At 68.5% G+C, this 24103-nt stretch carries 22 protein-coding genes; 16 read left to right on the top strand and 6 right to left on the bottom strand.

The window, feature by feature from the left end; genetic code table 11:
• The first annotated feature begins 64 nt into the window (after positions 1-64).
• The 5 genes from B7R24_RS14790 (at position 65) to B7R24_RS14770 (ending at position 5440) form a co-directional block, all read left to right on the top strand.
• Positions 65-625 carry a hypothetical protein gene (locus B7R24_RS14790; protein ID WP_116419736.1) on the top strand — a complete coding sequence of 187 codons (561 nt, stop codon included), beginning with the start codon at positions 65-67 and terminating at the stop codon, positions 623-625.
• 167 nt (positions 626-792) lie between these two features.
• The gene (locus B7R24_RS14785; protein WP_116419735.1) at positions 793-1467 is read left to right on the top strand and encodes a response regulator transcription factor; all 675 of its coding nucleotides are present in this window, start codon (positions 793-795) and stop codon (positions 1465-1467) included.
• Positions 1468-1586: 119 nt separating this feature from the next.
• A complete protein-coding gene (locus B7R24_RS14780; RefSeq protein ID WP_116419734.1) occupies positions 1587-3329 on the top strand; it encodes a sensor histidine kinase in 1743 nt (580 codons plus the stop codon).
• On the top strand, positions 3326-4024 hold the full coding sequence (locus tag B7R24_RS14775; protein ID WP_116419733.1) for a DedA family protein: 699 nt from the start codon (positions 3326-3328) through the stop codon (positions 4022-4024). Before B7R24_RS14780 ends, B7R24_RS14775 begins: the two co-directional genes overlap by 4 nt.
• Before the next feature lie 72 nt (positions 4025-4096).
• The gene (locus B7R24_RS14770) at positions 4097-5440 is read left to right on the top strand and encodes an aminotransferase class III-fold pyridoxal phosphate-dependent enzyme (protein ID WP_116419732.1); all 1344 of its coding nucleotides are present in this window, start codon (positions 4097-4099) and stop codon (positions 5438-5440) included.
• A gap of 23 nt (positions 5441-5463) precedes the next feature.
• On the opposite strand, the gene B7R24_RS14765 is transcribed toward B7R24_RS14770, so the two are convergent.
• Positions 5464-6291, bottom strand: a complete 828-nt coding sequence (locus B7R24_RS14765) for a DeoR/GlpR family DNA-binding transcription regulator (protein ID WP_116419731.1) — start codon at positions 6289-6291, stop codon at positions 5464-5466.
• 143 nt (positions 6292-6434) lie between these two features.
• On the opposite strand from B7R24_RS14765, the gene galT reads away from it, so the two are divergent.
• The 5 genes from galT to B7R24_RS14740 are packed head-to-tail and all read left to right on the top strand — an operon-like array spanning position 6435 to position 11312.
• A complete protein-coding gene (gene galT / locus B7R24_RS14760; protein WP_116419730.1) occupies positions 6435-7583 on the top strand; it encodes a galactose-1-phosphate uridylyltransferase in 1149 nt (382 codons plus the stop codon).
• A complete protein-coding gene (galK, locus tag B7R24_RS14755) occupies positions 7576-8787 on the top strand; it encodes a galactokinase (RefSeq protein ID WP_116419729.1) in 1212 nt (403 codons plus the stop codon). Before galT ends, galK begins: the two co-directional genes overlap by 8 nt.
• On the top strand, positions 8780-9811 hold the full coding sequence (locus tag B7R24_RS14750; RefSeq protein WP_116419728.1) for an aldose 1-epimerase family protein: 1032 nt from the start codon (positions 8780-8782) through the stop codon (positions 9809-9811). The genes galK and B7R24_RS14750 overlap by 8 nt, the downstream gene beginning before the upstream one ends.
• Positions 9808-10785, top strand: coding sequence for a UDP-glucose 4-epimerase GalE (gene galE / locus B7R24_RS14745; protein ID WP_116419727.1), 978 nt, complete (start codon positions 9808-9810; stop codon positions 10783-10785). Before B7R24_RS14750 ends, galE begins: the two co-directional genes overlap by 4 nt.
• A 56-nt stretch (positions 10786-10841) precedes the next feature.
• On the top strand, positions 10842-11312 hold the full coding sequence (locus tag B7R24_RS14740) for a hypothetical protein (RefSeq protein WP_116419726.1): 471 nt from the start codon (positions 10842-10844) through the stop codon (positions 11310-11312).
• Positions 11313-11359: 47 nt separating this feature from the next.
• Here B7R24_RS14740 and B7R24_RS14735 read toward each other — a convergent pair whose 3' ends face one another.
• Positions 11360-12058: a DUF2231 domain-containing protein gene (locus B7R24_RS14735; RefSeq protein WP_116419725.1), complete on the bottom strand. Its 699-nt coding sequence runs from the start codon at positions 12056-12058 to the stop codon at positions 11360-11362.
• A gap of 10 nt (positions 12059-12068) precedes the next feature.
• Positions 12069-12578, bottom strand: coding sequence for a Rieske (2Fe-2S) protein (locus B7R24_RS14730; protein ID WP_116419724.1), 510 nt, complete (start codon positions 12576-12578; stop codon positions 12069-12071).
• A 284-nt stretch (positions 12579-12862) separates the two neighbouring features.
• Between B7R24_RS14730 and B7R24_RS14725 the strand changes: the two genes are divergently transcribed.
• Both B7R24_RS14725 and B7R24_RS14720 read left to right on the top strand, forming a co-directional pair.
• On the top strand, positions 12863-13366 hold the full coding sequence (locus B7R24_RS14725; protein WP_301182491.1) for a sigma-70 family RNA polymerase sigma factor: 504 nt from the start codon (positions 12863-12865) through the stop codon (positions 13364-13366).
• Positions 13363-14124 carry an anti-sigma factor family protein gene (locus tag B7R24_RS14720; protein ID WP_116419723.1) on the top strand — a complete coding sequence of 254 codons (762 nt, stop codon included), beginning with the start codon at positions 13363-13365 and terminating at the stop codon, positions 14122-14124. The genes B7R24_RS14725 and B7R24_RS14720 overlap by 4 nt, the downstream gene beginning before the upstream one ends.
• Before the next feature lie 88 nt (positions 14125-14212).
• Here the strand turns inward: B7R24_RS14720 and B7R24_RS14715 are convergent, their stop codons facing one another.
• Positions 14213-14827 carry a histidine phosphatase family protein gene (locus B7R24_RS14715; RefSeq protein ID WP_116419722.1) on the bottom strand — a complete coding sequence of 205 codons (615 nt, stop codon included), beginning with the start codon at positions 14825-14827 and terminating at the stop codon, positions 14213-14215.
• 81 nt (positions 14828-14908) lie between these two features.
• Positions 14909-15748: a fructosamine kinase family protein gene (locus B7R24_RS14710; protein ID WP_116419998.1), complete on the bottom strand. Its 840-nt coding sequence runs from the start codon at positions 15746-15748 to the stop codon at positions 14909-14911.
• A gap of 214 nt (positions 15749-15962) precedes the next feature.
• Here B7R24_RS14710 and B7R24_RS14705 point away from each other — a divergent pair, with 214 nt between their 5' ends.
• Positions 15963-16817, top strand: coding sequence for a putative protein N(5)-glutamine methyltransferase (locus B7R24_RS14705; RefSeq protein WP_172582854.1), 855 nt, complete (start codon positions 15963-15965; stop codon positions 16815-16817).
• A 111-nt stretch (positions 16818-16928) separates the two neighbouring features.
• Positions 16929-19466, top strand: a complete 2538-nt coding sequence (locus tag B7R24_RS14700) for a LamG-like jellyroll fold domain-containing protein (protein ID WP_253259482.1) — start codon at positions 16929-16931, stop codon at positions 19464-19466.
• Between the two features lie 144 nt (positions 19467-19610).
• Here the strand turns inward: B7R24_RS14700 and B7R24_RS14695 are convergent, their stop codons facing one another.
• Positions 19611-20150 (bottom strand): GNAT family N-acetyltransferase, encoded by a 540-nt coding sequence (locus B7R24_RS14695; RefSeq protein ID WP_116419720.1) that lies wholly within the window; start codon positions 20148-20150, stop codon positions 19611-19613.
• Positions 20151-20263: 113 nt separating this feature from the next.
• Between B7R24_RS14695 and B7R24_RS14690 the strand changes: the two genes are divergently transcribed.
• Both B7R24_RS14690 and B7R24_RS14685 read left to right on the top strand, forming a co-directional pair.
• On the top strand, positions 20264-20887 hold the full coding sequence (locus B7R24_RS14690) for a hypothetical protein (RefSeq protein WP_116419719.1): 624 nt from the start codon (positions 20264-20266) through the stop codon (positions 20885-20887).
• A 96-nt stretch (positions 20888-20983) separates the two neighbouring features.
• Positions 20984-23629: an ATP-dependent Clp protease ATP-binding subunit gene (locus tag B7R24_RS14685; RefSeq protein WP_116419718.1), complete on the top strand. Its 2646-nt coding sequence runs from the start codon at positions 20984-20986 to the stop codon at positions 23627-23629.
• Positions 23630-24103 lie beyond the last annotated feature (474 nt).

The raw sequence follows: 24103 nt of genomic DNA, 5'->3' as shown, positions 1-24103 counted from the left end.
CAGACGCGTAGCGCTCCGTTTCAGGCGCGTAACACGTTCGCCGACAATCCGAGGTTCGTTCAGCATGCTCAGCCCATCGACCTGGCCGGGGTGGTTTCGCGGCGTGCTGGTCGGTGTGGCTTTTCTTGCGCTCTTCCTGCCGCACATCGGCTGGCTCCTCGCGCTGGCGATCGCTGCAGCCGCGATCGTCTCGTTCCGGGCCTCTGCGGCGCTGCGGCACGACGATGATGCGCTGAGGGCCGAGTTGCTCGGAGTGGCCGTCGGCAACCCGTCTTCGACGGTCGAAGTCGAGGTCGAGCATCCGTTCGAGGTGTATGCGACCGCCTACCACCAGGAGTCGATCGGCGCCGTGGTCGACGCTCGCCTGGCGCTCGCCGAGCAGGGCGAACCGCTGTTCGCGGCGCTCGAACTCGAGCCCAACAACCCCTTCGACGCCGACGCCGTGCGGGTCGAGCTGTTGCTCTTCCTCGGATCGCACAAGGTCGGCTACCTGCCGCCGGGCCTCAGCCGTGAGTGGGCAGCGCAGCTGCGGCCACACACGCTCGATGCGCAGCAGGTCGTGGTGGCGGCGACGATTCTGGGGTCGGGATCGCGCGCCGACCCGTGGCGGGTGCGGCTGGGCTGAGGGCCGCAACATCCGAGCCGGCCCCTGCCCCTGCCCCTACCCCTGCCCGTGTGGGCATGTTCATTCCTCCACAGGAAGCACGCCCGTGTGAGTTTCCACATCTTTGCGGCACCGCAATCGCCGATCCGTGGGAGCGTGCCAGCATAATCAGAACGGAAGGGTGATTCGTGAGACTGCTGATTGTCGAAGACGAAGACGAAATGGGCCGACTGCTGGCCAAGGGCCTCACGGCCGAGGGGTACGAGGTCGACCGCGTCGCCAATGGCGTCGACGGTCTCATCTCTGTCGGTGCCGCGCCCTATTCCGCCGCCATCGTCGACGTGATGCTCCCCGGCATGTCGGGTTTCGAGTTCTGCCGGCACATGCGTGAGCAGAACTCCTCGGTCCCGATCCTGCTGCTCACGGCCCGTGACGACGTCGACGATCGCGTGAAGGGTCTCGATTCGGGCGCAGACGACTACCTCACGAAGCCTTTCGCTTTCGTCGAGTTGACCGCGCGCATCCGGGCCCTTCTCCGACGCGAGAGCGTCGGGCCCCAGCTCTCGCTCACCGTCGGCTCCCTGGTCGTCGACAGCCACAATCGCCGTGCCACTGTGGCCGGCACCACTCTCTCGCTGAGTCCGAAGGAGTTCGACCTGCTGCGGCTCCTCGCAGGCAGGCCCGGGGTGACCATGAGTCGCTCCGAAATCCTCGACGAGGTCTGGGGTCGCACCGAGCACATCGACGCCAACGTGGTCGACCAGTACGTGAGCTATCTGCGCCGAAAACTCGACCCCCTCGGCTCCGACGTGTCGATCGCCACCCGCCGCGGCATCGGCTACGGCCTCGAGGTCGCCGAGTGAACCGGCCTCGATCCCCGCTGTTCCCGTCGCAGGTGCCGTCGCTGTCGACGTCATGCGTCGCCGGTGCCCGCTCGCTCGGGAGGTGGCGTGGGTGACGTCGGGCGGGGCGTGATGCGCCGGTGAAGCCCCTGCGCAGGTTCTCGATCCGGGTACGGCTCACCCTCGGAACACTGGTCATCGCCATCGTCTTCTTCGCCGGAACGGCCGTCGTCGTGCATCGCCAGGTCGCGTCGATCTTGACCAGCTCGTCTGTCATGCTCCTCCAGGGCGACGCCGCCCAGTACCAGCAGGAGATCGCCGACGGGCGGGGCGGGAACCTCGACACGCCGGCCCAGGGCCAGCTCGTGGCAGTGATCGGTCCATCGGGTCGGGTGATGCAGTCCTCGCTGCCCGCCGAACTGGCCCCCCAGCTCGACGCACTGGCCGCGGCCGGGTCGGCGACACAGGATGTCCGCACCCCCGCCGCGCAGTACCTCGTCATCGCGCGCGAGGTCGCGACCCCTGCGGGGGTCTGGCAGGTCGTCACCGCCCGCAACGAGGCCGCGTCGAAACTCTCGCTCGACAACCTCACCGGAGCGCTCGCACTCGGGCTGGTCATCCTGACCCTGCTTCTCGGGGTGGGGTCGTGGCTGCTGGCCTCGGCGGCACTGCGGCCCGTGTCGGCCATGCGTCGAACCGCCGAGCGGCTGAGGGGGAGCGCCTCGGTCGAACTGCTGCCGGTGGGGCCGGCACGCGACGAGCTCTTCGACCTCGCCACCACGCTGAACGACCTGATCAGACAGCTGAGGGCCTCGGCAGACCGGGAGAAGCAGCTGGTCTCGGATGCCAGCCACGAGCTCCGAACGCCCCTCGCGATCCTGCAGACCCAGCTCGAACTCGCGCACCTCAGCACCGGCGACGCGGAGGCTCTGCTGGGCGAGATCGAGTCCGCCGAGCGAACCGTCCAGCGGCTCTCGGCGCTCGCGGCGAGCCTGCTCGAACTCACCCGCATCGAGGGAATGACAGCTCGCGAGACCACGTCCTTCGACGATCTGGCCGACGAACTCGTCGACGCCATCGATCGTGCGCGCCTGCTGAGCATCGGCTCCGAGATCGTCGTCGACTACGAGATCGTCGCGACGGGGTCTGCCTCGGCGGCGGCTCCTCACGCGGGCGGAGGGGCGCCTGTAGGCCTCGCACCCCGCGCGATGTCGGCGGGTGGGGTGGGCGCATCAGGTGCGGCCAGTTCCGCATCGGCCGGTGCCGTGTCGGGCGGTGCCCCATCGGGAGGTGGCAGCGCGTCTGCCGTCGGTTCGTTCCACAGCCACACACGGGTGAGTCCCGAATCCAAAACGTCGTCCGCCCCGATGACGACGCTGCCGGGGCCCGGAGGAATCGAGCTCTCCCGGCGCAGCTTCGGCCGGGTCGTCGACAACCTCCTCGGAAACGCCATCGTCGCCATGAGAGAGGCCGGGGCGCGCACCGCACCCGTCCCGTCTCCGACCGCGACCGTTCGGGCGACCCTCACCGCGGGCGCGGCGGGCTTCGTCGTGCTCGAGATCGTCGACACGGGGCCGGGCATGTCGGCGGGGTTCCTTCCGCTCGCTTTCGACCGGTTCGCCCGGGAAGACGAGTCCCGCGGCGGTACCAGGCCGGGATCGCGGGGGGCGGGGCTGGGCCTGTCGATCGTGCAGGCGCTGGTCACGTCTGCCGGAGGCACTGTTACGATAACGAACCGGCAGCCGCGGGGGCTCGGCGTCGTCGTCTCGATTCCTGTCGCGGGGCAGCATCCTGTTTCGCCGCAACCGTCCAGCCCGCCGCTGCCCCACAGCTCTCCGCCCGCACACCTCGAACGTCCGGCCAGTCAGGAACACACCGCGTGACCTCCGCAACCCTCGCCGCGAACGCGCTCGGCACCCTCCACGGTGCCGCCGCCCTCTCGGGCATCAATCCGATCGACCCGCACGCTCTCATCCAGAATGCCCGCCCCTGGGCGCTCGTCGTCGTCTGCGCCATCATCTTCGCCGAGACGGGCCTGCTCATCGGCTTCGTGTTGCCCGGCGACACTCTGCTGTTCTTCACGGGCCTGCTCACCTACACCGGAGTCATTCCGGCGCCGCTCTGGCTCGTGCTGCTCGCCATTTCGTTCTCGGCCGTACTCGGCGACCAGCTCGGCTACGCCATCGGCTATCGCGCCGGCCCGCGCATCTTCGAGCGCAGGAGTTCCGGCATCTTCAGCACGAAGAGCGTCGAGCGCACCCAGGGGTTCTTCACCCGATACGGCGGGCTGGCCGTCATCATCGCCCGCTTCATAGCGGTGGTGCGTACCTTCGCGCCGGTCGCCGCAGGCGTGGGCCGGATGCACTACCGCACCTTCCTCCTCTTCAACGCGATCGGCGGGGTGGCGTGGACCTTGCTCATCGTGCTGCTCGGCTACTTCCTCGGGCACATTCCGGGGGTCTCGGAGTTCGTCACGCAGTACATCGACGTGGTCATCGGCGGCATCCTCGTCATCACCCTCGTTTCGATCCTCGTCTCGGTGCTGCGCGCCCGCCGGGCCAACCATGCGGCGAACTGACCCGACGCGTCACCGCACAACCCGGCCGGCCGCCAACGCGACCAGACCGCCACCACGACCTAAGCTCGAAGTATGGCTTCCGCACCCTTCTCTGTCTCCCAAGAACGCAAAATCGTCACCGAGCTTCCCGGCCCGAAATCGAAGGAGCTTCACGCCCGCCGTCTGAAGACCGTGTCGCGCGGGGCCGGTACGCTCGCCGACATCTACATGGATCACGGTTCAGGCGCCATCCTGGTCGATGTCGACGGCAACCAGATCATCGATCTCGGGTGCGGTATCGGCGTCACCACGATCGGCCATGCCCATCCCGCGATCGCCGCGGCGGCCAGCGCCCAGGCGGCGAAGCTCACGCACACACTCTTCACCGTGACGCCCTACGAGAACTACCTGCTGGTCGCCGAGAAGCTCGCCGAGATCACCCCCGGCGACTTCGAGAAGCGCTCCATTCTCGTCAATTCGGGCGCTGAAGCCGTCGAGAACGCTGTCAAGATCGCGCGCAAGTTCACCGGGCGCCGCGCGATCGCCGCTCTGGACCACGCGTTCCACGGCCGCACCAACCTCACCATGGCGATGACTTACCGCCCCTGGCCCGAGCGCGCCGGTATGGGGCCGTTCCCGGGCGAGATCTACAGCGTTCCGACGAGCTACCCGTTCCGCGACCCCGCGGGAATGACCGGTGTCGAGGCGGCCGAGCGCACGATCGACTACATCACGACGCACATCGGGGCGAGCGAGCTGGCCGCGCTCTTCGTCGAGCCGATCCAGGGCGACGGCGGTATCGTCATCCCGGCCGAGGGCTTCTTCGAGACGCTGAGCTCGTTCTGCACCGAGAACGGCATCGTGTTCGTCTCCGACGAGATCCAGGCCGGTATCGCCCGCTCGGGGGCCTGGTACGCGATCGAGCATCACAACGTCGTTCCCGACCTGGTCACCAGCGCCAAGGGCATCGCGGGCGGCTTCCCGCTCGCTGCTGTCACAGGCCGGGCAGACATCATGGATGCCGTACAGCCCGGTGGCATCGGTGGAACATTCGGCGGCAACCCGGTCTCCACTGCCGCAGCGCTGGCGGTCTTCGACCTCATCGAGAGCGAGAACCTGATCGCTGAGGCGCAGCGCGTGGAGCGTGCCTTCCTCGCTCGCATCGGCGACTGGGCGGAGCGCTTCGCGGTCGTCGGCGAGGTGCGCGGCAAGGGCGCCATGTTCGGAGTGGAGCTCGTACATCCGGGAACCGTCAAGCCGAACCCCGAGGCGCTCTCGGCGGTGATCAAGCACGCCACATCGAACGGCGTCATCGTGCTGGACGCGGGCAGCTGGGACAGCGTTCTGCGCTTCCTTCCCAGCGTGGTCATCAGCGACGCCCTCATCGACGACGCGGCCACGGTCATCGAGGAGGCTCTGGCCTCCTTCGAGGTCTGACCCCGGGAGACAACGCCCACCCCTCAGAACCGGGCGGCCGACTCGCGATCGGTGACCACGATGAGGCCGGCGTCGCGAAAACCGTCGGTCAGAGCATCCGGAGCCGGACCCGGCCCCGTGACCAGGGCATCGAATTCGGCGAGCGTTCCGACGGTGCCGAGGTGGACCTGGCCGAGCTTGCTGCGGTCGGCGATCACCACCGACCGGGTCGCCGACTCGAGCATCAGCCGCTTCACCTGCGCCTCGGGCAGGTTCACGTTCGTGACGCCGACGGTGCTGTCGACGCCGTTGCACCCGATGAAGGCGAGATCGGCGTGCAGCGAGCGGAGCATCGACGTCGCCAGCGGTTCGACGAGCGAGTGCTGCCGCGGGCGGAGGGTGCCTCCCGTGACGATCACGGTGAACGGCCCGATCGCGGGTTCCAGGGCGAGCGCGATGCTCAACCCGTTCGTGATGACGACAACATCGGTGAGCTCCGGGCGCGCGACCAGCGCCACCGCGACAGCGAGTGAGGTCGACCCGACGTCGAGCAGCACGCTCTGCCCCGACTTCACCAGGCTCGCAGCCAATACGCCGATCTGGGCCTTCTCGATCGCAGAGGCCCCGATCGACTGTTCGAAGGTCGGCTCGTTCAGGAGTTGACGGCTCCGGATGACTGCGCCGCCGTGAACGCGCCGAATGGCCTTCTGGCGATCGAGCTCATCGAGGTCGGCGCGCACGGTCACGTCGGAGACCCCGAAGATCTCGCCGAGTTCGGCCACGCGGGCGAATCCGCGGTCATCGATCACCGCCAGCATGCGTTCACGGCGAAGCGGTGCCGGCAGCTGCTGGTCGTTCTCGATCTCGGCCATATCCCCATGCTGGACAGAACCCCCGAGTTTGTCAATAAGCAAACAAACACAAGCATTCACAAGCTCTTTACAGCGATCGTCGGTATCCGGTAGCGTTGATGGCACAATCATGCTCCACCGATTTGCGATATCGAAAGTACGTCATGCCCACCACTGCATCGCCCGGCGAAGATCTCTCGCTCGTCGACGGCCTGCCCATCGTGAAACGTCCCTACGTGCTGGCCGACGGCCGCGAACTGGTCTACTACGACGACGCCGACACGACCCTGGCGCCCGAGCGGCTGCCCGACGAACGTCTGCTCGACCCGAGGCCCGCGACCGCAGTCATGCGCCAGGACGTGCTCACCGGCGAGTGGATCTCGATCGCGGCCGCCCGAAACAACCGCGTCTTCCTGCCGCCGGCGAACCTCGATCCCCTCGCCCCGCAGGCGCCCGACAACCCCTCCGAGGTGCCGAGCCTCTACGACGTCGCGGTGTTCGAGAACCGTTCGCCCTCGTTCGGCCCCGACCTGCTGGGGCCAGGCGAGACCCCGGTTCCGCTCGAGCGCGGCATTGCGCTAGGCCGGTCGCGGCCATCCATCGGCCGCTGCGAGGTGGTGTGCTTCAGCCCGGAGCGCGAGGGCTCGTTCGGTTCGCTGGGCACGTCGCGCGCCCGTACGGTCATCGAGGCCTGGGCCGACCGAACCGCCGTGCTGAGCGCGCTGCCGGGGGTCGAGCAGGTGTTCCCGTTCGAGAACCGTGGCGAGCAGGTGGGCGTCACGCTCCATCATCCGCACGGCCAGATCTACTCCTACCCGTTCGTCAGCCCGCGTACCCAGCGCCTGATCGCGTCGATCGATTCGTACGGGCCCGACCTGTTCGCCGACATTCTGGCCCACGAGCAGGCGGGCGACCGGATGATCGTGCAGGGCGAACACTGGAGCGCCTTCGTTCCCTTCGCGGCACGCTGGCCGGTCGAGGTGCACATCCTGCCCCATCGCCAGCTTCCCGACCTCGCGGCCACCACGCCCGAAGAACGCGATGAGCTCGCGGTGCTCTACCCGCGCGTGCTGCGGGCTATCGACGGGCTCTACCCGACGCCGACGCCGTACATCGCGGGCTGGCACCAGGCGCCGGTGAACGCGCACCGCGATGACATCCGGTTGATGCTGCAGATCACGTCTCCCCGCCGCGCGGTCGACCGCCTGAAATTCCTGGCCGGGTCGGAGTCGGCGATGGGTGCCTTCATCGGCGACGTTCCCCCCGAACTGACCGCCCAGAACCTCCGAGAGAGCTACCAGAGCCATGAGTGACCCCCTCTTCGCAGAACTGGCGGCCGAGTTCGAGGCGCGCCACGGCCGCCCGCCGCTGGGTTTCTGGTCGGCGCCCGGCCGCGTCAACCTGATCGGCGAGCACACCGACTACAACAGGGGCTTCGTCCTGCCGTTCGCCATCGACCGTCGCGCTGTCGTCGCGCTGGGCCCGGCCGCTCCGGATGCTCAGGGTGTCGCTCGCGTGTCGTCGACGTTCTCCGATGAGATCGTCGAGATCGCGCTGGCCGACCTCGCCCCGGCCGCGCTCGACGGCTGGTCGGCCTACCCCCTCGGCGTCGCGTGGGCGCTCGCGGAGCGTGCCGCAGCGGCATCCGAAACCGAGGTGCCCGCCGCGACCTCCACCCTCCCCGGCTTCGCCCTGCACATCCACTCCGCGGTACCCATCGGTGCCGGGCTCTCCTCCTCGGCCGCCATCGAGTGCGCCACCGCGGTCGCGCTGAACGAGTTCTGGCAGCTCGGGCTCACCCCCACTGAGCTCGCCCGCATCGGCCAAATCGCCGAGAACCAGGCCGTCGGCGCACCCACGGGCATCATGGACCAGTCCGCCTCCATGCTCGGCCGCACCGACGCGGCCGTCTTTCTCGACTGCCGAAGCATGAGCACTGAGAGCGTTCCGCTGGGCCTCGCTGCAGAAGACCTGGAGATTCTCGTCATCGACACCAGGGTCAGCCACGACCACGCCACCGGTGGCTATGCGGCCAGACGGGCATCCTGCGAGTTCGCCGCTGCCACGATGGGCGTCGGCTCCCTCCGCGATCTCACTCCGGCCGACCTGCCGCGCATGCAGGAGAGGCTCGACGACGAGACGTTCCGTCGGGCGCGGCACGTCATCACCGAGAACGACCGCGTCGAGGAGACGGTGCGGCGCCTGGAGTCCGACGGGCCGCGGAGCATCGGTGACCTGCTCGACGCCTCACATGTCTCCATGCGCGACGACTTCGAGATCTCGGTGCCCGAACTCGATCTCGCGGTGGCCACGGCTCAGGCCAACGGGGCGATCGGCGCGCGGATGACCGGCGGAGGCTTCGGCGGCTCCGCACTCGCGCTCGTTCCGCGCGCGCAGAGGCCTGCCCTCGAAGCCCGTATTCTGGAGAGGTTCAGAGAGCTGAGTTTTCGGCAGCCCGACCTCTTCGTCGTGCATCCGTCAGCCGGAGCCACGATGAAAGGCCACGTCGATGACTGAGCACCACTTTCCCACCGGCGAACAGTTCGATCTCGTCTGGCCCGAGCACGGAGTGCCGTCGGCCCACGCCGTCGTCACCTCGGTCGGTGCGATGCTGCGGGTTCTCGAGTTCGACGGCGTGCCGATCATCCAGGGCTTCGCCGAAGACGCCGAACCGCTCTTCTGCCCCGGCTGGATGCTCGCGCCCTGGCCGAACCGCGTGCGCGACGGGCGCTGGAACGATGGGGGCACGATCCGCCAGCTGCCCCTCACCGAGCCCGAGCGCGGCAACGCGCTGCACGGCTTTCTCTTCGCGCTGCAGCACACGGTGGTGCGCCGCACGGAGTCGTCTATCGTGCTGCGGGCGAGCATCCAGCCCACCGACGGCTATCCCTTCGCCCTCACCGTCGACACGGCCTACCAGCTCGGCGAGAACACGCTCACGGTGACGCACACGCTGAACAACGTGGGGGAGCGGCCGGCGCCGACGGCACTCGGCGCGCACCCGTACTTCCGCATCGGCGACGTGCCCATCCCCGAGCTGGTCGTGACCGTTCGTGCGGCGACCCGCGTGCTGGTGGATGAGAGATTGAACCCGATCGGAGCCGAGCCCGTCGCCGGCACCCCGTACGACCTCTCCCAGGGGGCCCGGGTCGGCGATCTCGACCTCGACACCGCCTACTTCGACCTCACTCCCGAGCCCGACGGTCGGTACGTGCACACGATCAAAGCTCCGGATGCCCGGCGGATCGAGCTCTGGGGCGACGCGAACTACAGTCACAGCCAGGTCTTCACGACGCAGATCTTCCCGACGGCCGACGGCCCCATCTGGGCGGTCACCGTCGAACCGACCACGGCGCCGCCAGACGCGCTCAACAGCTCGATCGACCTGCACGTGATCGAGCCCGGCTCGAGCTGGACCGCGTCGTGGGGCATCACGTTCGTCGTGCCTGAGGCGACCCCGTCAGCCCCACTCCGTTCTACCGCCCTGCCCGCTTCACACCCGACTTCCCTCCCCGCGACAGACCCCACGGAGACTCCATGACCTGGCTCGTGACCGGCGGCGCCGGCTACATCGGATCGCACGTCGCCCGCGCCTTCCTCGACGCTGGGATCGAGGTCGTGGTGATCGACGACCTCTCCAGTGGCCGGGCCTCGTTCGTGCCCGACGGAGCGACCCTCAAACAGGGTTCGCTCGTCGACAGGGCTTTCGTCGACAGTGTCTTCGCCGGGTATGCGGGGTCAGAGCATCCGATCACCGGCGTCGTGCACCTGGCCGGCTACAAGTACGCGGGTGTCTCGGTGCAGCGGCCCCTGCACACCTACACGCAGAACGTCACGGCCACGGTGAACCTGCTCGAGGCCATGCACGAGACCGGCGTCGGGTCGATCGTGTTCTCGTCGAGTGCCGCCGTCTACGGCAACACTCCGGCGGAGTTCGTCACAGAGGAGACCGCGACCTCGCCCGAGTCGCCCTATGGCGAAACGAAGCTGATCGGGGAGTGGCTGATCGCCGACCAGGCTGTCGCGACCGGCCTGCGGCACACCGCGCTGCGGTACTTCAACGTCGTCGGGTCCGCGCTCCCCGAAGTGAGCGACACCAGTCCGCACAATCTGTTCCCGCTCGTGTTCCGCGCGCTGCAGAACGGCCAGACCCCCAAGATCTTCGGCGACCAGTACCCCACCCCCGACGGAACCTGCGTGCGTGACTACGTTCATGTGGCGGATGTCGCGGCCGCCCACGTTGCGGCCGCCCGTACCCTCGACGCGGGGCACCCCCTCGACGCCGCCTACAACCTGGGCAGCGGTTCGGGCGTCTCGGTGCGCGAGATCATGACGTCGATGGCAGAGGTCACGGGCATCCCGTTCACCCCCGAGGTCTTTCCGCCTCGCCCGGGCGACCCTGCCCGCATCGTTGCCTCGGGCGAGCGTGCGGCCCGCGACGTCGACTGGGCTCCCGCCCACACGCTCACCGACATGATCGCCTCCGGCTGGGCAGCGGCCACCCGCTCGGTTTGAAAGCGCGGGGCGTCTTCGCTCTGTTCTACATGAGACTTACTCAGTATTCTGGGTGAATGAAGAAAACCCTCCGTGCCTTTGTTGCGGCACCCCTCATTTCAGCAACCCTCCTTGCCGGCGCACTCGTGCCGCAGGCCGCCCACGCCGACGGAACACTCGCCGAATACAAGTGGAGCTCCGACAGTGGCTTCACGGAGTTCGGTCTTGGAGCGTTCTGGGTCGAGTCGCGCACCGACAACTCCAAGCTCGTCTTCCAGACCGACGGCAACCTTGTGCTGTACGCCGACAGTGGTCGCGCCGTCTGGCAGTCGCGCACCTACGGCCGGGGCGCCGCCAAGATCAGCCTCCAGAGCGACGGCAACGTCGTCGTGTACCGCGCCGACAACGTTGCGCTCTGGGCGTCAGGGGTGAGTCGCTTCGTACCGACCGGAACGTGGAGCATGGTGCTTCTCGGTACACCCGGCGCCCCGACCATCACCGAACGCAACCGCCTGAGCGGAGGCACCGACTTCTGGCGCATCCCCTAGGCGCATCGAACCCCGTGCGCCCGTCGGGTGGTGCGCCTCGCGGCGGCTCAGCCTTCGACGGGGTCGGTGCTGAAGCTGCCCTGCCAGACGGCAGACGAGCCTGATTCGCCGATCTGTACGACCTTGACGACGGTGCCGGTCGAGACGACGAGGGCCAGCACGATCCAGGCGACCGAAACCACGGCAGAGGTGGTGCGGCCGACGCGGGCCCGTGCGGGGGCTGTGGGGCGCACGCCCGGGGTCGTCGTCGCCGCTCCAGACAGCGGGGCGTACGGGTCGTCGCCGTGCAACGGTTCATCGCCGGATGAGTCCGCCGCTGGTGTCCCCGGGGCGGCGAAACCCGCCGGAACGAGCGACCCTGCCGGCCGGGGCGACCCCGCGCGCACTCCTCGGCCCTCCGCAGGCACCCGCACGGCGGCGAACCAGCGGTACCACACCCAGATCCCGAGCGACACGAGAAACAGCCCGACCGCCCACGGCAGCAGTGTGTCCCCGAGGGCGACGTGCGCCTGGATGAGCGGAGTCGACGTGACACGCGCCTCGAGCCACTCGCCCGCATTTGTCGCGAGGGGCACGCTGACGAGGCCGATCAGCGCGACGAGGGGCGTCAACACCCCGAGCCTGCGCCGGAACGCGGGCCACACGGCGCCGAGTACCGTCATCAGAGCCGCGGCGGGCAGCACGATCACCACCACGTGCACCAGCAGGATGTGCAGCGGCAGTCCGTTGACTTCGTAGGGCAGCATGATGGGCAGCCTACGCGGCCACGATCGAGTCGCCCGACACGGTCACGGAGACGGGCGTGAGCCCCTTCTGCGCGGGGCCGTGTGTGACGTCGCCGGTGGCGAGGTCGAAGGTGGAATTGTGGCAGGGGCACGCAAAATTCGTCTTCGCGAACGCCACGGCGCAGCCCTGGTGGGGGCAGACCGAGCTGAAGGCGACGACCGAGCCGGCGGTGGGTTGCGCGACCAGGAGGGCCTGGCCCTCGAACTCGACGCTCGTGGCCTGGCCGACCGGAACATCCGCCAGCTTGGCGATGGTCGCCCCACCTGCCGATGCGGAGCCGGAGGCGGCCGCGCTGGGCGCCGTGCTCGCCGTGCCGGCCGCACCCGAGGTCGGCGCCGTGGTCGGTGCCGTGCTGGCGGCCGTTCCCGTGTCGGCCCCACCCGTGCTGCAGGCGGCGAGCAGCAGTGTGCTCGCGCCGATCACACCCGTGGTTCCGGCGGTGAGGATGACGCGGCGGCTGATGGCCTTGTTCTCGGTCATGATGCTCCAATTCGTTTCTGCGATACGAGGGACGTGCGACGAAGGAAGTGCTACGAAGAAAGTGCTACGAGGGACGTGCTACGAAGGAAGTGCTACGAAGGAAGTGCTGCGAGCGACGTGCTACGGGGGACGGTCGAGATGCAGCAGTCGCCCGAAATGCGCTCACTTGAGATACTGCTACCGGTACCTACGAGAGTCCCGACCGTTCCGTTCACCCAGAAATGAACTTTTTCGTCGTGGACTTCGTATTCACAGGTGTCATGGTGAAGAGAGAGGGTGCGGCGGTGACGGATGACCGGTCCGGCCTGCTGCGCGAGCTGCACGATGAGCACGCTCCTGCCCTCCGTCGTTTCGTCGTGCGTCTCACGGGCGACCGCCAGCTCGCCGAAGACGTCGTGCAGGAGACCCTGCTGCGCGCCTGGCGCAACCCTGACGTTCTGCGGAACGACCGATCCCGTCGCTCGTGGCTGTTCACCGTGGCGCGCAACCTCGTGATCGATGACTGGCGAAGCGCCCGCGCGCGCAACGAGATCGGCACCGATACCGTGCCGGAACGGGCATCCGCAGACCATACCGACGCGGTTCTCGAGGCCTGGCTGGTTTCCGAGGCGATCAGTCAGCTCTCACCGCCGCACCGCGAGGTTCTCGTGCATTCGTTCTACGGCCAGAAGACGGTCGCTGAGATCGGCGAGCAGCTGGGCATCCCCGATGGAACGGTGAAGTCCCGCCTGCACTATGCCCTGCGCGCGCTGCGGCTCTCGCTGCAGGAGAAGGGGGTGACGAGGTGACCGACCCCGACTTCGACTCACCCGGCGTCGACCGCTACCGCGAGTGGGATGCTGCGTACGTGCTCGGCTCGCTCTCACCCGCCGAGCGACACGAGTACGAGCATCATCTGGCGGGGTGCCCGGAGTGCCGGGCCGCCCTCGCCGAGCTCGCCGGTATGCCCGGGTTGCTCGCGTCGATCCCGCGGGCGGAGGCGCTCGAGCTTCTCGACCCGGCGGCGCCGAGCTCTGCCGCGCCGGCACCGGTCGCGCTGCGGGACCCGCTCCTGTCGAGCCCGCTCCTGCCGAGCCCCACCCGCACCCGCACCCGCACCCGCCCGCGACCCAGGGTGCTGGTCGCTGCAGCCGCATTCACTGCCGTCGCCGCCGCCATCGCCGTCACTCTCGCGCTCAGCTTCGGCCGCACCCCAGGGCTGCCCCCGGAGCCCACCCCCGGAGCGACCCTCGCGAGCCAGCTCACGTTCACCGCCGAGGTGCCGAGCCCGCTCACGGCCGTCGCCACCCTCGACGATGAGCCGTGGGGCACCCGCATCGACTGGACCTGCACGTACGAGAAGCTCGGCGGCTCGGCCTACGCACGGGACTACGCCATGGTCGTCACCGAGCGCTCCGGCGCGAGCACCCGGGTGGCGACCTGGACCTCGGGCCCCGGAACCACAGCGACGCCGACCGCGACCACGAGCATCCACCGTGCCGACATCGCTTCGGTCTCGATCGTCGACGGCGACTCCGGGGCGGTGCTGCTGCGCTCCGACCCGTAGGGCCGCAAACGGGCAGCCTGCAGACCGCCAGCCTGCAGCCCGCGAGTCCGCAGACCGTGAGCCCTCAGGCGGTCAGCTTCCCAGTCCCTCAGGCCGTTGCGCGGGCGGGCTGCACGCCCACGCCCCAGGCAGCACCGTTCACGATCGAAAGCGACCACAGTGCCGCGTCACCCTCGCCGAACTCGTGCTGGATCACGCAGTGACCCGCGTTGCGGATGGTCTCGACCGGCCCGCCACTGAGCGCCGAAAGCCCCAGTCTGATCAGCGTGCCGTGCGCCACGACGATGATCCGGGCGCCGGGATGCTCGGCCACGAGCGCGCGCAGGGCGACGGATGCCCGTGCCGCGACATCCTCTTCGGTCTCGGCTTCGAGAAACCCGCCGGGAATGCGCAGCGCTCGCAGTTCGTCGCCGTCCTGCATGCCCTCAGCCAGCCCGTAGTGGCGTTCGACCAGTTCGGGAACGTGCCCGATCACCTCGAGCCCCAGTTCGGCCGCCAGAATCTCGGCGCTCTCGCGCGCCCGGGAAAGGGGCGAGCTGACCACGAAGTCCCATTCCTCCGCCCGCAGCAGTGCGGCTGTGGCACGAACCTGGTCGCGCCCGGTGTCGTTCAGCGGAACATCCGACCGGCCCTGAATGCGGCGCTCGGCGTTCCAGTCGGTCTCACCGTGACGAACGAGAGCAAAGGTGGTAGCGGAATTCACCTCACAATTGTCGCACCCGGGCGCCGGTACTCGGGCGAATCGGTGTCGTCGGGTGGATCTCGTTGGCCCGTGAGCCCGGGGCTACAGGGCGAGGGTCAACAAGGCGGCGCGTTCGAGTTCGTGTCCGTACGAGGGCCCGTGACCTGCGGCGTGCACGGCGAGCGGATGCAACTGGTGCAGCGGAACACGCTCACGCCAGCCCGGGGCGAGCGGATGCGACTCCTCGTAGGCGCTGACGATGCTCCCGAGGAACGGGCATCCGAAGAGCGCCAGCATCGCCAGATCGGTCTCGCGATGGCCACCGTGGGCGGCCGGGTCGATGAGCACGACCCCCTCGGCGGCGAAGAGCACATTGCCGGCCCAGAGATCGCCGTGGATGCGCGCCGGCGGCTCGCCGTCATCGAATTCGCCGTCGGCGATCCGGTCGCAGGCGTCCTCGACCACCGAGCGCGCCGCTCGACTCAGGTTGCCTGCCCGCTCGGCGGGGTCGAGAAAGGGGCGCACGCGCGCTTCGGCGTAGAACCGCCCCCACGCCGTTCCAAGGGCGGCAGGCAGGGCGCGCCGCCCAATGAACATCGGTGCACTGTCGCCTGCGCTGCCCGCGGTCGGCTCCACGCTGCCTCCCGGCGGGTCTGCGCCGAACGGGGGCGGTGCGGCGCCGAAAGCGGGCGCCCCCGCGTCGTGCGTCGTGGCGAGGGCGGCGCCGAATCGCCGGGCGCTCGGCTCCGACGGGCTCACCTCGGTGATTCGCTCGAGTCGGATGCGCCCGGGCTCCACCGAGACCACCCCGACCACGCGGGATCCACCCGCTGCGGCCAGCCAGGCCAGCCCGGCGGCTTCTGCCTCGAAGAACCCCGGTGGAGCATCCGCCCGCCTCTTCTCGAACACCCGGCCGCCACCGTCAGAACTGCCGTCACCCATGCCCACCATGCTGCCACCGCCTTCCCCACCCGGTCAGGGGAAACCGCCCGCTAGGATTGCAGCACAGGTCGACGTAAGCAGAGGGAGAAGAGCGATGACAGGGTTTCTGATCGGGCTGCTTGCCTTCATCACGGTGGGCGTGGGCATCACCGGCGTCGCGGCCGGTATCGCGATGTTCAAGTCGCCCTACCGCGACTGACCGACCGCTCCCGCTTTGCCGGCCGGCGCTCCTCTGCCCATCCCTCCGACCGCTGACGAGATCGTCCGGCGCCTGAGAGCGGCCGGGTGCGTCTTCGCCGAAGACGAGGCGGCGCTGCTGCTCGAGGCTGCGCGTTCGGGCGCCGAACTCGAGGCGATGGTCGCGCGGCGGGTCGAGGGTTTTCCGCTCGAGCACATCCTCGGCTGGGCCGAGTTCGCCGGGCTCCGCATCCGCGTAGCCGACCGCGTGTTCGTTCCGCGCCGCCGCACCGAGTTCCTGGCCCAGGTGACGGTATCGCTGACCCGCGACGCGAACACCGGGCCCCACCATCCCACCCCAGTGGTGCTCGACCTCTGTTGCGGATCGGGCGCCATCGCCGCCGTCGTCGAGGCGAGCATCCCGCAGGCCGTCGTCTACGCGGCCGACCTCGATCCGGCCGCCACCCAGTGCGCCCGCCAGAACCTCAGCCACCCCGACCGTGTCTTCACCGGCGACCTCTTCGCAGCACTACCGCCGCGCCTCGCCGGCACCGTCGACGTGATCGTCGCGAACACCCCCTACGTGCCGACCGACGCCCTCGAGCTCATGCCGCCCGAGGCCCGCCTGCACGAGGCGCGGTTCGCCCTCGACGGCGGCACAGACGGGCTCGACCTGCAGCGCCGCATCGCGACCGAGGCCACACGCTGGCTCGCCCCGGGAGGTCACCTGCTGGTCGAAGTGAACGAAGCGCAGGCCCACGTGGCGTCGGGGATCTTCGAAACCGGCGGCCTCCACGCCCGAACGCTGGCTGACGATGAGTACGAAGTCACGGTCGTGATCGGCACCGCACCTTTCACAAACGATCTTTTTCGAACATCAATGGACTTTTGAACACTATTTTGCGACACTTCTGAGTGACGACCGTCTCTGTGCAAATTCACAGCAGTGAATTCACAGCTGGCTTTCTGGTCGCCTCTGCATCAACAAGGAAGTTGGTCTCGAATGAGAAGAAAGAATCTCGGCAGACTGATGGGGCTGGGGCTCGCCGCAGCCTGCGCCATCGGTCTGCTCTCCGCCCCCACCGCCGCCATCGCGGCCGGAGCGAAAGCGGAATGGGCGCAGAAGCCCGCTCCGCTCTCCACCCCGTGGACAGCCGATGTCACGCCGACGAATGCGCTGCCCGACTATCCGCGCCCGCAGCTCGCCCGCCCGAGCGTGGCAGCGCCGAAGTGGCAGAGCCTGAACGGTCTGTGGCAGTACACCGGCACCGACGGTTTCACGAAGCCGTCCTTCGGCAAAGACCTGGCCAGCCAGATCCTCGTGCCGTACCCCACCGAATCGGCACTCTCGGGTGTGCAGGAGCATGACGAATTCATGTTCTATCGCAAGCTCGTCGACGTTCCGAACAGCTTTCGGAACGGAAACCAGCACCTGCGGTTGAACTTCGGCGCCGTCAACTACGACGCGACCGTCTACGTGAACGGCACCCAGGTCGCCCGCCACACCGGCGGCTACGACGCGTTCAGTGTCGACATCACGGGAGCCCTCCGCGCAACCGGCCAGCAGGAGATCGTCGTCGCCGTGCACTCGCCCGTCGATGACGCGAACATCCCGGTCGGCAAGCAGCGCAACGACCCCAGCGGCATTTTCTACACCGCAGCATCCGGAATCTGGCAATCCGTCTGGCTCGAGCCCGTCGCTGCGACCAGCATCGCGAGCTTCACGGCGACTCCGGATGTCGCGTCGAGCTCCTTTGCGATCACGACGACCGTCAACGGCGACCCGACCAAGGCCAAGTTGAACGTCGATGTCTACGACGGTAAGACGAAGGTGGCCTCCGGCAGCGGAACGATCGGTGACCCCATGAAGATCACCATTCCGAAGCCCCACCTGTGGAGCCCCGACGACCCGTTCCTGTACACGTTCAAGGCCACGCTGGCCTCGAGCACGGGTAAGGACATCTTCGAGAGCTACGCAGGCCTCCGCTCGATTGCGATCGCGAACGTCGACGGCAAGCAGCGCATCACGCTGAACGGCAAGCCGACCTTCCTGCTCTCGACGCTCGACCAGGGGTACTGGCCCGACGGCATCTACACGGCGCCGACGGATGCCGCACTCAAGTTCGACATCCAGAAGACCAAGGATCTCGGGTTCAACACCATCCGCAAGCACATCAAGATCGAGCCGGCCCGCTGGTACTACTGGGCCGACAAGCTCGGACTGATGGTCTGGCAGGACTCACCCGCCCTGCCGACCGGTCGCAACGGTTCGCTCAGCACCGCAGACAAGGCGAACTTCCGCTCCGAGACCGCCACCATGGTCGACCAGCTGAAGAACGTCACGTCGATCATCGGCTGGATCCCGTTCAACGAGGGCTGGGGCCAGTGGAGCGTTCAGGCGGCATCGGATGTCGGCGCCCAGGTGAAGGCGCAGGATCCGTCACGGCTGGTCAACGACCGATCGGGCTCCAACTGCTGCGACACGCCCGGTGACCCGGGAACGGGCGACATCATCGACTGGCACCAGTACCAGGGGCCGGCGCTTCCCGCGCCCGACGCCACCCGGGCATCCATCGACGGTGAGCACGGCGGCCTGACGCTCAGTGTGGCCGGTCACCTGTGGCCGACCGCGAGCATCAACCCCTACGGGTCGGTGAAGGATGCCGCCGAGTTGAATGACAAGTACGTCGCCAATACGGCCGTGCTCCGTGACCAGGGAGCGCCCTACGGCCTCTCGGGCGCGGTCTACACGCAGATCACGGATGTCGAGGGCGAGCAGAACGGCTTCTTCACCTACGACCGCAAGGTCGAGAAGGTGGATGAGGCCCGCGTTCGCGCCATCAACCTCGAGGTGATCGCCGCCGGCGCCAAGGCGACGCCGCCCGCTCCTCCCGGAACCCCCGGGCTCGCGGGTGTCGACTCCTACAAGTTCGACGAGACGTCGGGCACCACGGCCGCCGACTCGGTGGGCAGTAACCCGCTCACGCTGAAGAACGGTGCCGCCTTCGGCCCCGGACTCGACGGCAACGCGCTCGTGCTCAACGGCGTGAACCAGTTCGCCGAAAGTGCGAAGACGCTGATCCCGACCGAGAACACGAACTACAGTGTCTCGGCCTGGGCGAAGCTCAACGCGGCGGGCGACGCCTTCCAGACGGTCGCGAGCGAGGACGGAGACGCGAACAGCGCCTTCTTCCTGCAGTACTCGGGTGCCGACAAGCGCTGGGCGTTCAGCTTCGCAAGCGTTCGCGCACTGGCGAACACGGTGGGCGTGCCTCAGGTGGGCAAGTGGTACCACCTGGTCGGGGTGCGTGACGTGACGAACTCGAAGCTGTCGATCTATGTCGACGGCCAGCTCTCGGGCAGCGTCGGCATCCTCGGCGGCGGCGACAAGGGAACGGGCAACTTCGAGGTCGGCCGAGGCAAGTTCGGCGGCAACCCCGTCGACTACCTCAACGGCTCCGTCGACGGCGCGAAGATCTTCGATCGCGCCCTGTCGGCGGCCGAGGTCGCCCAGCTGACGGCGGCCGGCCCCGCCAAGTAGCACCCGCGCCACCGCACAACACCCTGCGCAGGCATTCTCCGGCCCATCCAGAACGCTTTGGACCGGAGAGTGCCTGCGCTCGTGCGTGCTGCGTCGTGCGTCGGTGGCGTGGTGAGGCTGCGTGCGTGCCTGCGTGGCGGGCCTTCAGGTGAGGGGGAGGCGCATCGTGGTGAGGTCGAGCCAGCGCCCGAACTTCGTGCCCACCTCGCGCACGGTGCCGCAGTTCTCGAACCCGAACGTCTCATGCAGGCGAATGGATGCCGCGTTGCCGGCCTCGATGTCGGCCACCACCACGTGGTACCCGCCCTCCCGCGCCAGCTGCAGCAGCGCCCCGAGCAGAACCTTTCCCAGCCCGCGCCCCGTGGCATCCGGGCGGAGGTAGATCGAATCCTCGACGGTATGCCGAAAACCACTCTTCGCGTGCCAACTGCTGAGGCTCGCGTAGCCGAGCACGGTGCCGTCCCTGTCGCCGCCCGCGCCCCTCGGCCCCGCGCTCGTGCCGTCGGGCTCGTCGACCGCGACCAGCACCGGATAGCCGTCGCGTTCGTGCCCCTCGAGCCACGCCGCCCGCTCGGCCAGATCGACGGTCGTGTCGGTCCAGATCGCCACCGAGTTCACAATGGCATCGTTGTGGATCGCCAGAATCGCCGGCATATCATCCGCCCCCGCCTGTCGAATGATCATCACGCCTCCTGCACCCACCCTATTCGGAGCGGGTGCGGGGTGTGGCCTGTCGGCGGCGGGGTCGACGCCGTAGGTTGGGAGGGGTTGTTGCATGAGACGAGGAGGTGTGGCCAGTGGTGAACAGGCGGTCACGGCTCGGCTCGCTCTTTCGACGCAGCTCGCTCACGTTGCACCCACTCGACGCGGCGGCCGTCGCCCGCTCGGTCGACGAGGGGGTGCTCATCACGCGGCTCGCTCTCACCATGGCCGCGAAGAACTTCATCATCGTCGAGGCCCTGCGCGAGAACCAGGCGTTCGATGTCGAGAGTGCGCGGGTCTTCGTACGCTCCGAGCTCATCGACCTTGCGCTCGAGCAGGTGAGCTACGCCCGGCGCATGCAGGCCGATTCAGCCCTGCTGGAGGGCAAGAAGCGCAAGTCGGGTACGCAGACCGATGAGGTGAGCGACCAGCTCACGCTCCTCACTCAGCGTCGTGTCACCTATTCCGCCCTCGCCTCCGAGCTGACGCGCCTCCGCGGGGAGCCGGGCTTCGTCGACGAGGTCGTCGAAGCCGCCCGCGAGACCGCCTGGAACGACGTGCGGTCGAACGTCGAGTCCCGCCTCGATCGGGTGGCCGGCTCGGCGACCGAGGCCGACTATGCGCAGAAACGGGCGGGCCGGATGATGGCCCTCCGTCACATCGATCTGCAGGCGTTGGGTCGCAACACTCCGGGTCGGGCGTCTCCGAAACTGCGTTGAGTCGGGTCGACTCAAGTATTTCGTGAGGACGGGAATGCCCCCGGGGGGTACGGCGTTGACTTGAGTCGAGGGCACTCACGTTTCACAGGAGGACACATGCCTAACACCCCAGACTTCACCGCCGAGAACCCGAACGAAGGCAACTCCTTCGACGAATTCCTCGCCCGCTACCTGCAGGGCGAGCAGCGCCAGGCCCAGACCGGGCGCTCCATCGACATCAGCCGCCTGATGAGTCGGCGCACCCACGAGGTGCTTGCCGAAGCCGGCCGTTTCGCGCTCGAACACGGACACAGCGAACTGGATGCCCTGCACATCCTCCGCGTCATCGCCACCCAGCAACCCGCCTCCGACGCCATCTCGCGCGTCGGCGCCAACCCCACCGTCGTGGCAGATGCCGCCGAGCAGCGGCTGCCGCAGGCCAGCGGGCGCACCGACACCGCTCCCGCGCTGACGCAGTCGGCCCAGCGAGCGCTCTTTCACGCCTACCAGGTGGCCCGGGCATCCGGTTCGACCTACATCGACCCGGAGCACCTCTTCTTCGCGCTCGTGCTGAACCAGGATTCCCCCGCCGGCCAGGTGCTCGCCGCAGCCGGCGTCACACCCGATGCTCTGCAGGCCGGAATGCGCGAAGACGTCGGCACCACCGCCGGCGGTGCGGCGGCTTCAGACGCACCGGCAGCAGACGCCGCATCCGAGACCCCCCTGCTCGACCAGTTCGGCACCGACCTCACCCAGCTCGCCCGTGACGGGCGGCTCGACCCCGTGATCGGGCGGTCCGATGAGATCGAGCAGACCATCGAGATCCTGTCGCGCCGCACCAAGAACAACCCGGTGCTGATCGGTGAGGCCGGTGTCGGAAAGACCGCGATCGTCGAAGGACTCGCCCAGGCCATCGTCGATGGCGGCGTGCCCGAGGCCCTGCGCGAGAAGCGCGTCATCTCGCTCGATCTGCCCGCGATGCTCGCCGGAACCCGCTATCGCGGCGACTTCGAAGAGCGTCTGACGAAGACGATGGACGAGATCAGCGCCCACAAGAACGAGCTCATCGTGTTCATCGACGAGCTGCACACGGTGGTCGGCGCTGGCGGTGCCGGTGAGGGAATGGACGCCGGAAACATCCTGAAGCCCCGGCTGGCCCGCGGCGACCTGCACCTGGTGGGTGCGACCACCCTGCGCGAGTACCGCGGTATCGAGAAAGATGCGGCGCTCGAACGCCGGTTCCAGCCCGTGCAGGTGCCCGAACCGTCGATCGAAGACGCTGTGCTCATCCTGTCGGGGCTCCGCGGAGCCTACGAGGAGCACCACGGCGTGACGTACACGGATGACGCGATCCGCGCCTCGGTCGAACTCTCGGCCCGGTACGTCACCGACCGCTTCCTGCCCGACAAGGCGATCGACCTGATCGACCAGGCCGGTGCGCGGTTGCGCCTCCGATTGGGCAAGCGAGTGGATGTCTCGGCCCTCCTCGCGCGTCTGGCCGAGCTCGAGGCGTCGAAGAACGCGGCGGTCGCGTCGGAGCACTACGAAGAGGCATCCCGCTTCCGCGACGAGATCGAGGGCGTGACCCAGACGCTGGGGTCGCTCGGTGCGAACGCGACGACTTCTTCTGCTTCCGCCTCTGCGTCTTCTGCTTCTGCCGCCAGCGCGGCGGTCGTGGACGAGGCCGAGATCGCCGCCGTCATCTCGCGGGCCACGGGCATCCCCGCCTCCCGGCTCACCGAGGTCGACCGTGTTCGCCTCGCCGCGCTGGAGGAGGAGCTGCACCTGGCCGTCATCGGCCAGAACGACGCCGTCTCGGTAGTCGCGAAGGCCGTACGACGCAACCGCACAGGGCTCGGCGACCAGAACCGCCCGGTCGGCAGCTTCCTGTTCCTCGGGCCGACCGGGGTGGGCAAGACCGAACTGGCGAAGACTCTCGCCGGGTCGCTGTTCGGCGACGAGAAGTCGATGCTGCGCTTCGATATGAGCGAGTTCGGCGAGCGGCACACGGTGTCGCGGCTCGTCGGCGCCCCTCCCGGATACGTCGGCTACGACGAAGCCGGCCAGCTCACCGAGCGGGTTCGCCGCAACCCCTACTCCGTCGTGCTCTTCGACGAGATTGAGAAGGCGCACCCCGACGTGTTCAACCTGCTGCTGCAGGTGCTCGACGACGGTCGCCTGACCGACGGTCAGGGTCGCACGGTCGACTTTCGCAACACCGTGATCATCATGACGTCGAACCTCGGTTCGGAGTTCCTGGCGAGCCGCGGGGGCGCGATCGGCTTCGTCGCGGATCCGAGTGCGGGAGGCGGGTTCGGCAGCGACAAGGCGTTGCGGGATCGTGTCATGGGCAAGCTCCGTGAGGCGATGCGGCCCGAGTTCCTGAATCGTATCGACGAGATCGTGCTGTTCCAGAAGCTCGATCAGCCGCAACTGCGCGAGATCGTGCAACTGCTCCTCGGCGCAACCCGTGCCCGTCTGGCAGCCCGGTCGATCAGCGTGACGGTGACGGATGCTGCGGTCGACGTCATCGCAGAACACGGCTACGAGCCCGAGTACGGCGCCCGGCCGCTCCGCCGCGTCATCCAGCGCGAGGTCGACGACCAGATCGCCGACTTGCTCGTGACGGGGGCGCTCACCGACGGCGGCGCCGTCACCGTGGATGCCGTGGCCGGCACCCTCGTCGTGACCCCTGGGGCGTCCCGTACCGGTGGGAGTGCCGGCGGCACTGCCGCGGAAGCCGCGCTGCCTCTCGCGGCGTAACGCTCGGCCCGCAGAAGGCCGGACCCTCCCGGATCCGGCCTTCTGCCGTTCCTGGTGCACGTACAGGAACCCTCCCCAGCGTGGGGAACACCGAAGGTCGCTCGCACGACTCTGTTGTTCTGGTTCGCCACCGGATCCGTCCTGGTGATCGCCATGCTCGTGGTGCTCCGGCTCCTGCCGCAGCACCGCACCCGGGACACGGGCCGGTAGCTCCACCCGCGCCCCGCCCCCACCGAGAGCGCCGCGCCCCGCGCCGCCGCCTCCTACTCCGCCGCGGCGCGACGCCGCCTCCGGCTCCACCCGCCGCCTCGGGGGCTTCGGCCCCTTCTAGCCGCTGCGGCCGCCCGCGCCCCACCCGCGCCTGGATGAACCCGGAACAGATCGAGGTCATCACCAACACCGGCGGTGACGCGTGCTGATCGTCGCCGAGCGGCAGGTCCTCGTGGGGGAACCACAGGTCGCACTGCACCTGGA

Origin of the sequence: Subtercola boreus (assembly GCF_003399645.1) — a bacterium.
In the GTDB taxonomy this organism is placed as follows: Bacteria; Actinomycetota; Actinomycetes; order Actinomycetales; family Microbacteriaceae; genus Subtercola; species Subtercola boreus_A.
Note: the sequence above shows the minus strand (reverse complement) of the source record. Positions and strands in the feature narration are given on the sequence as shown.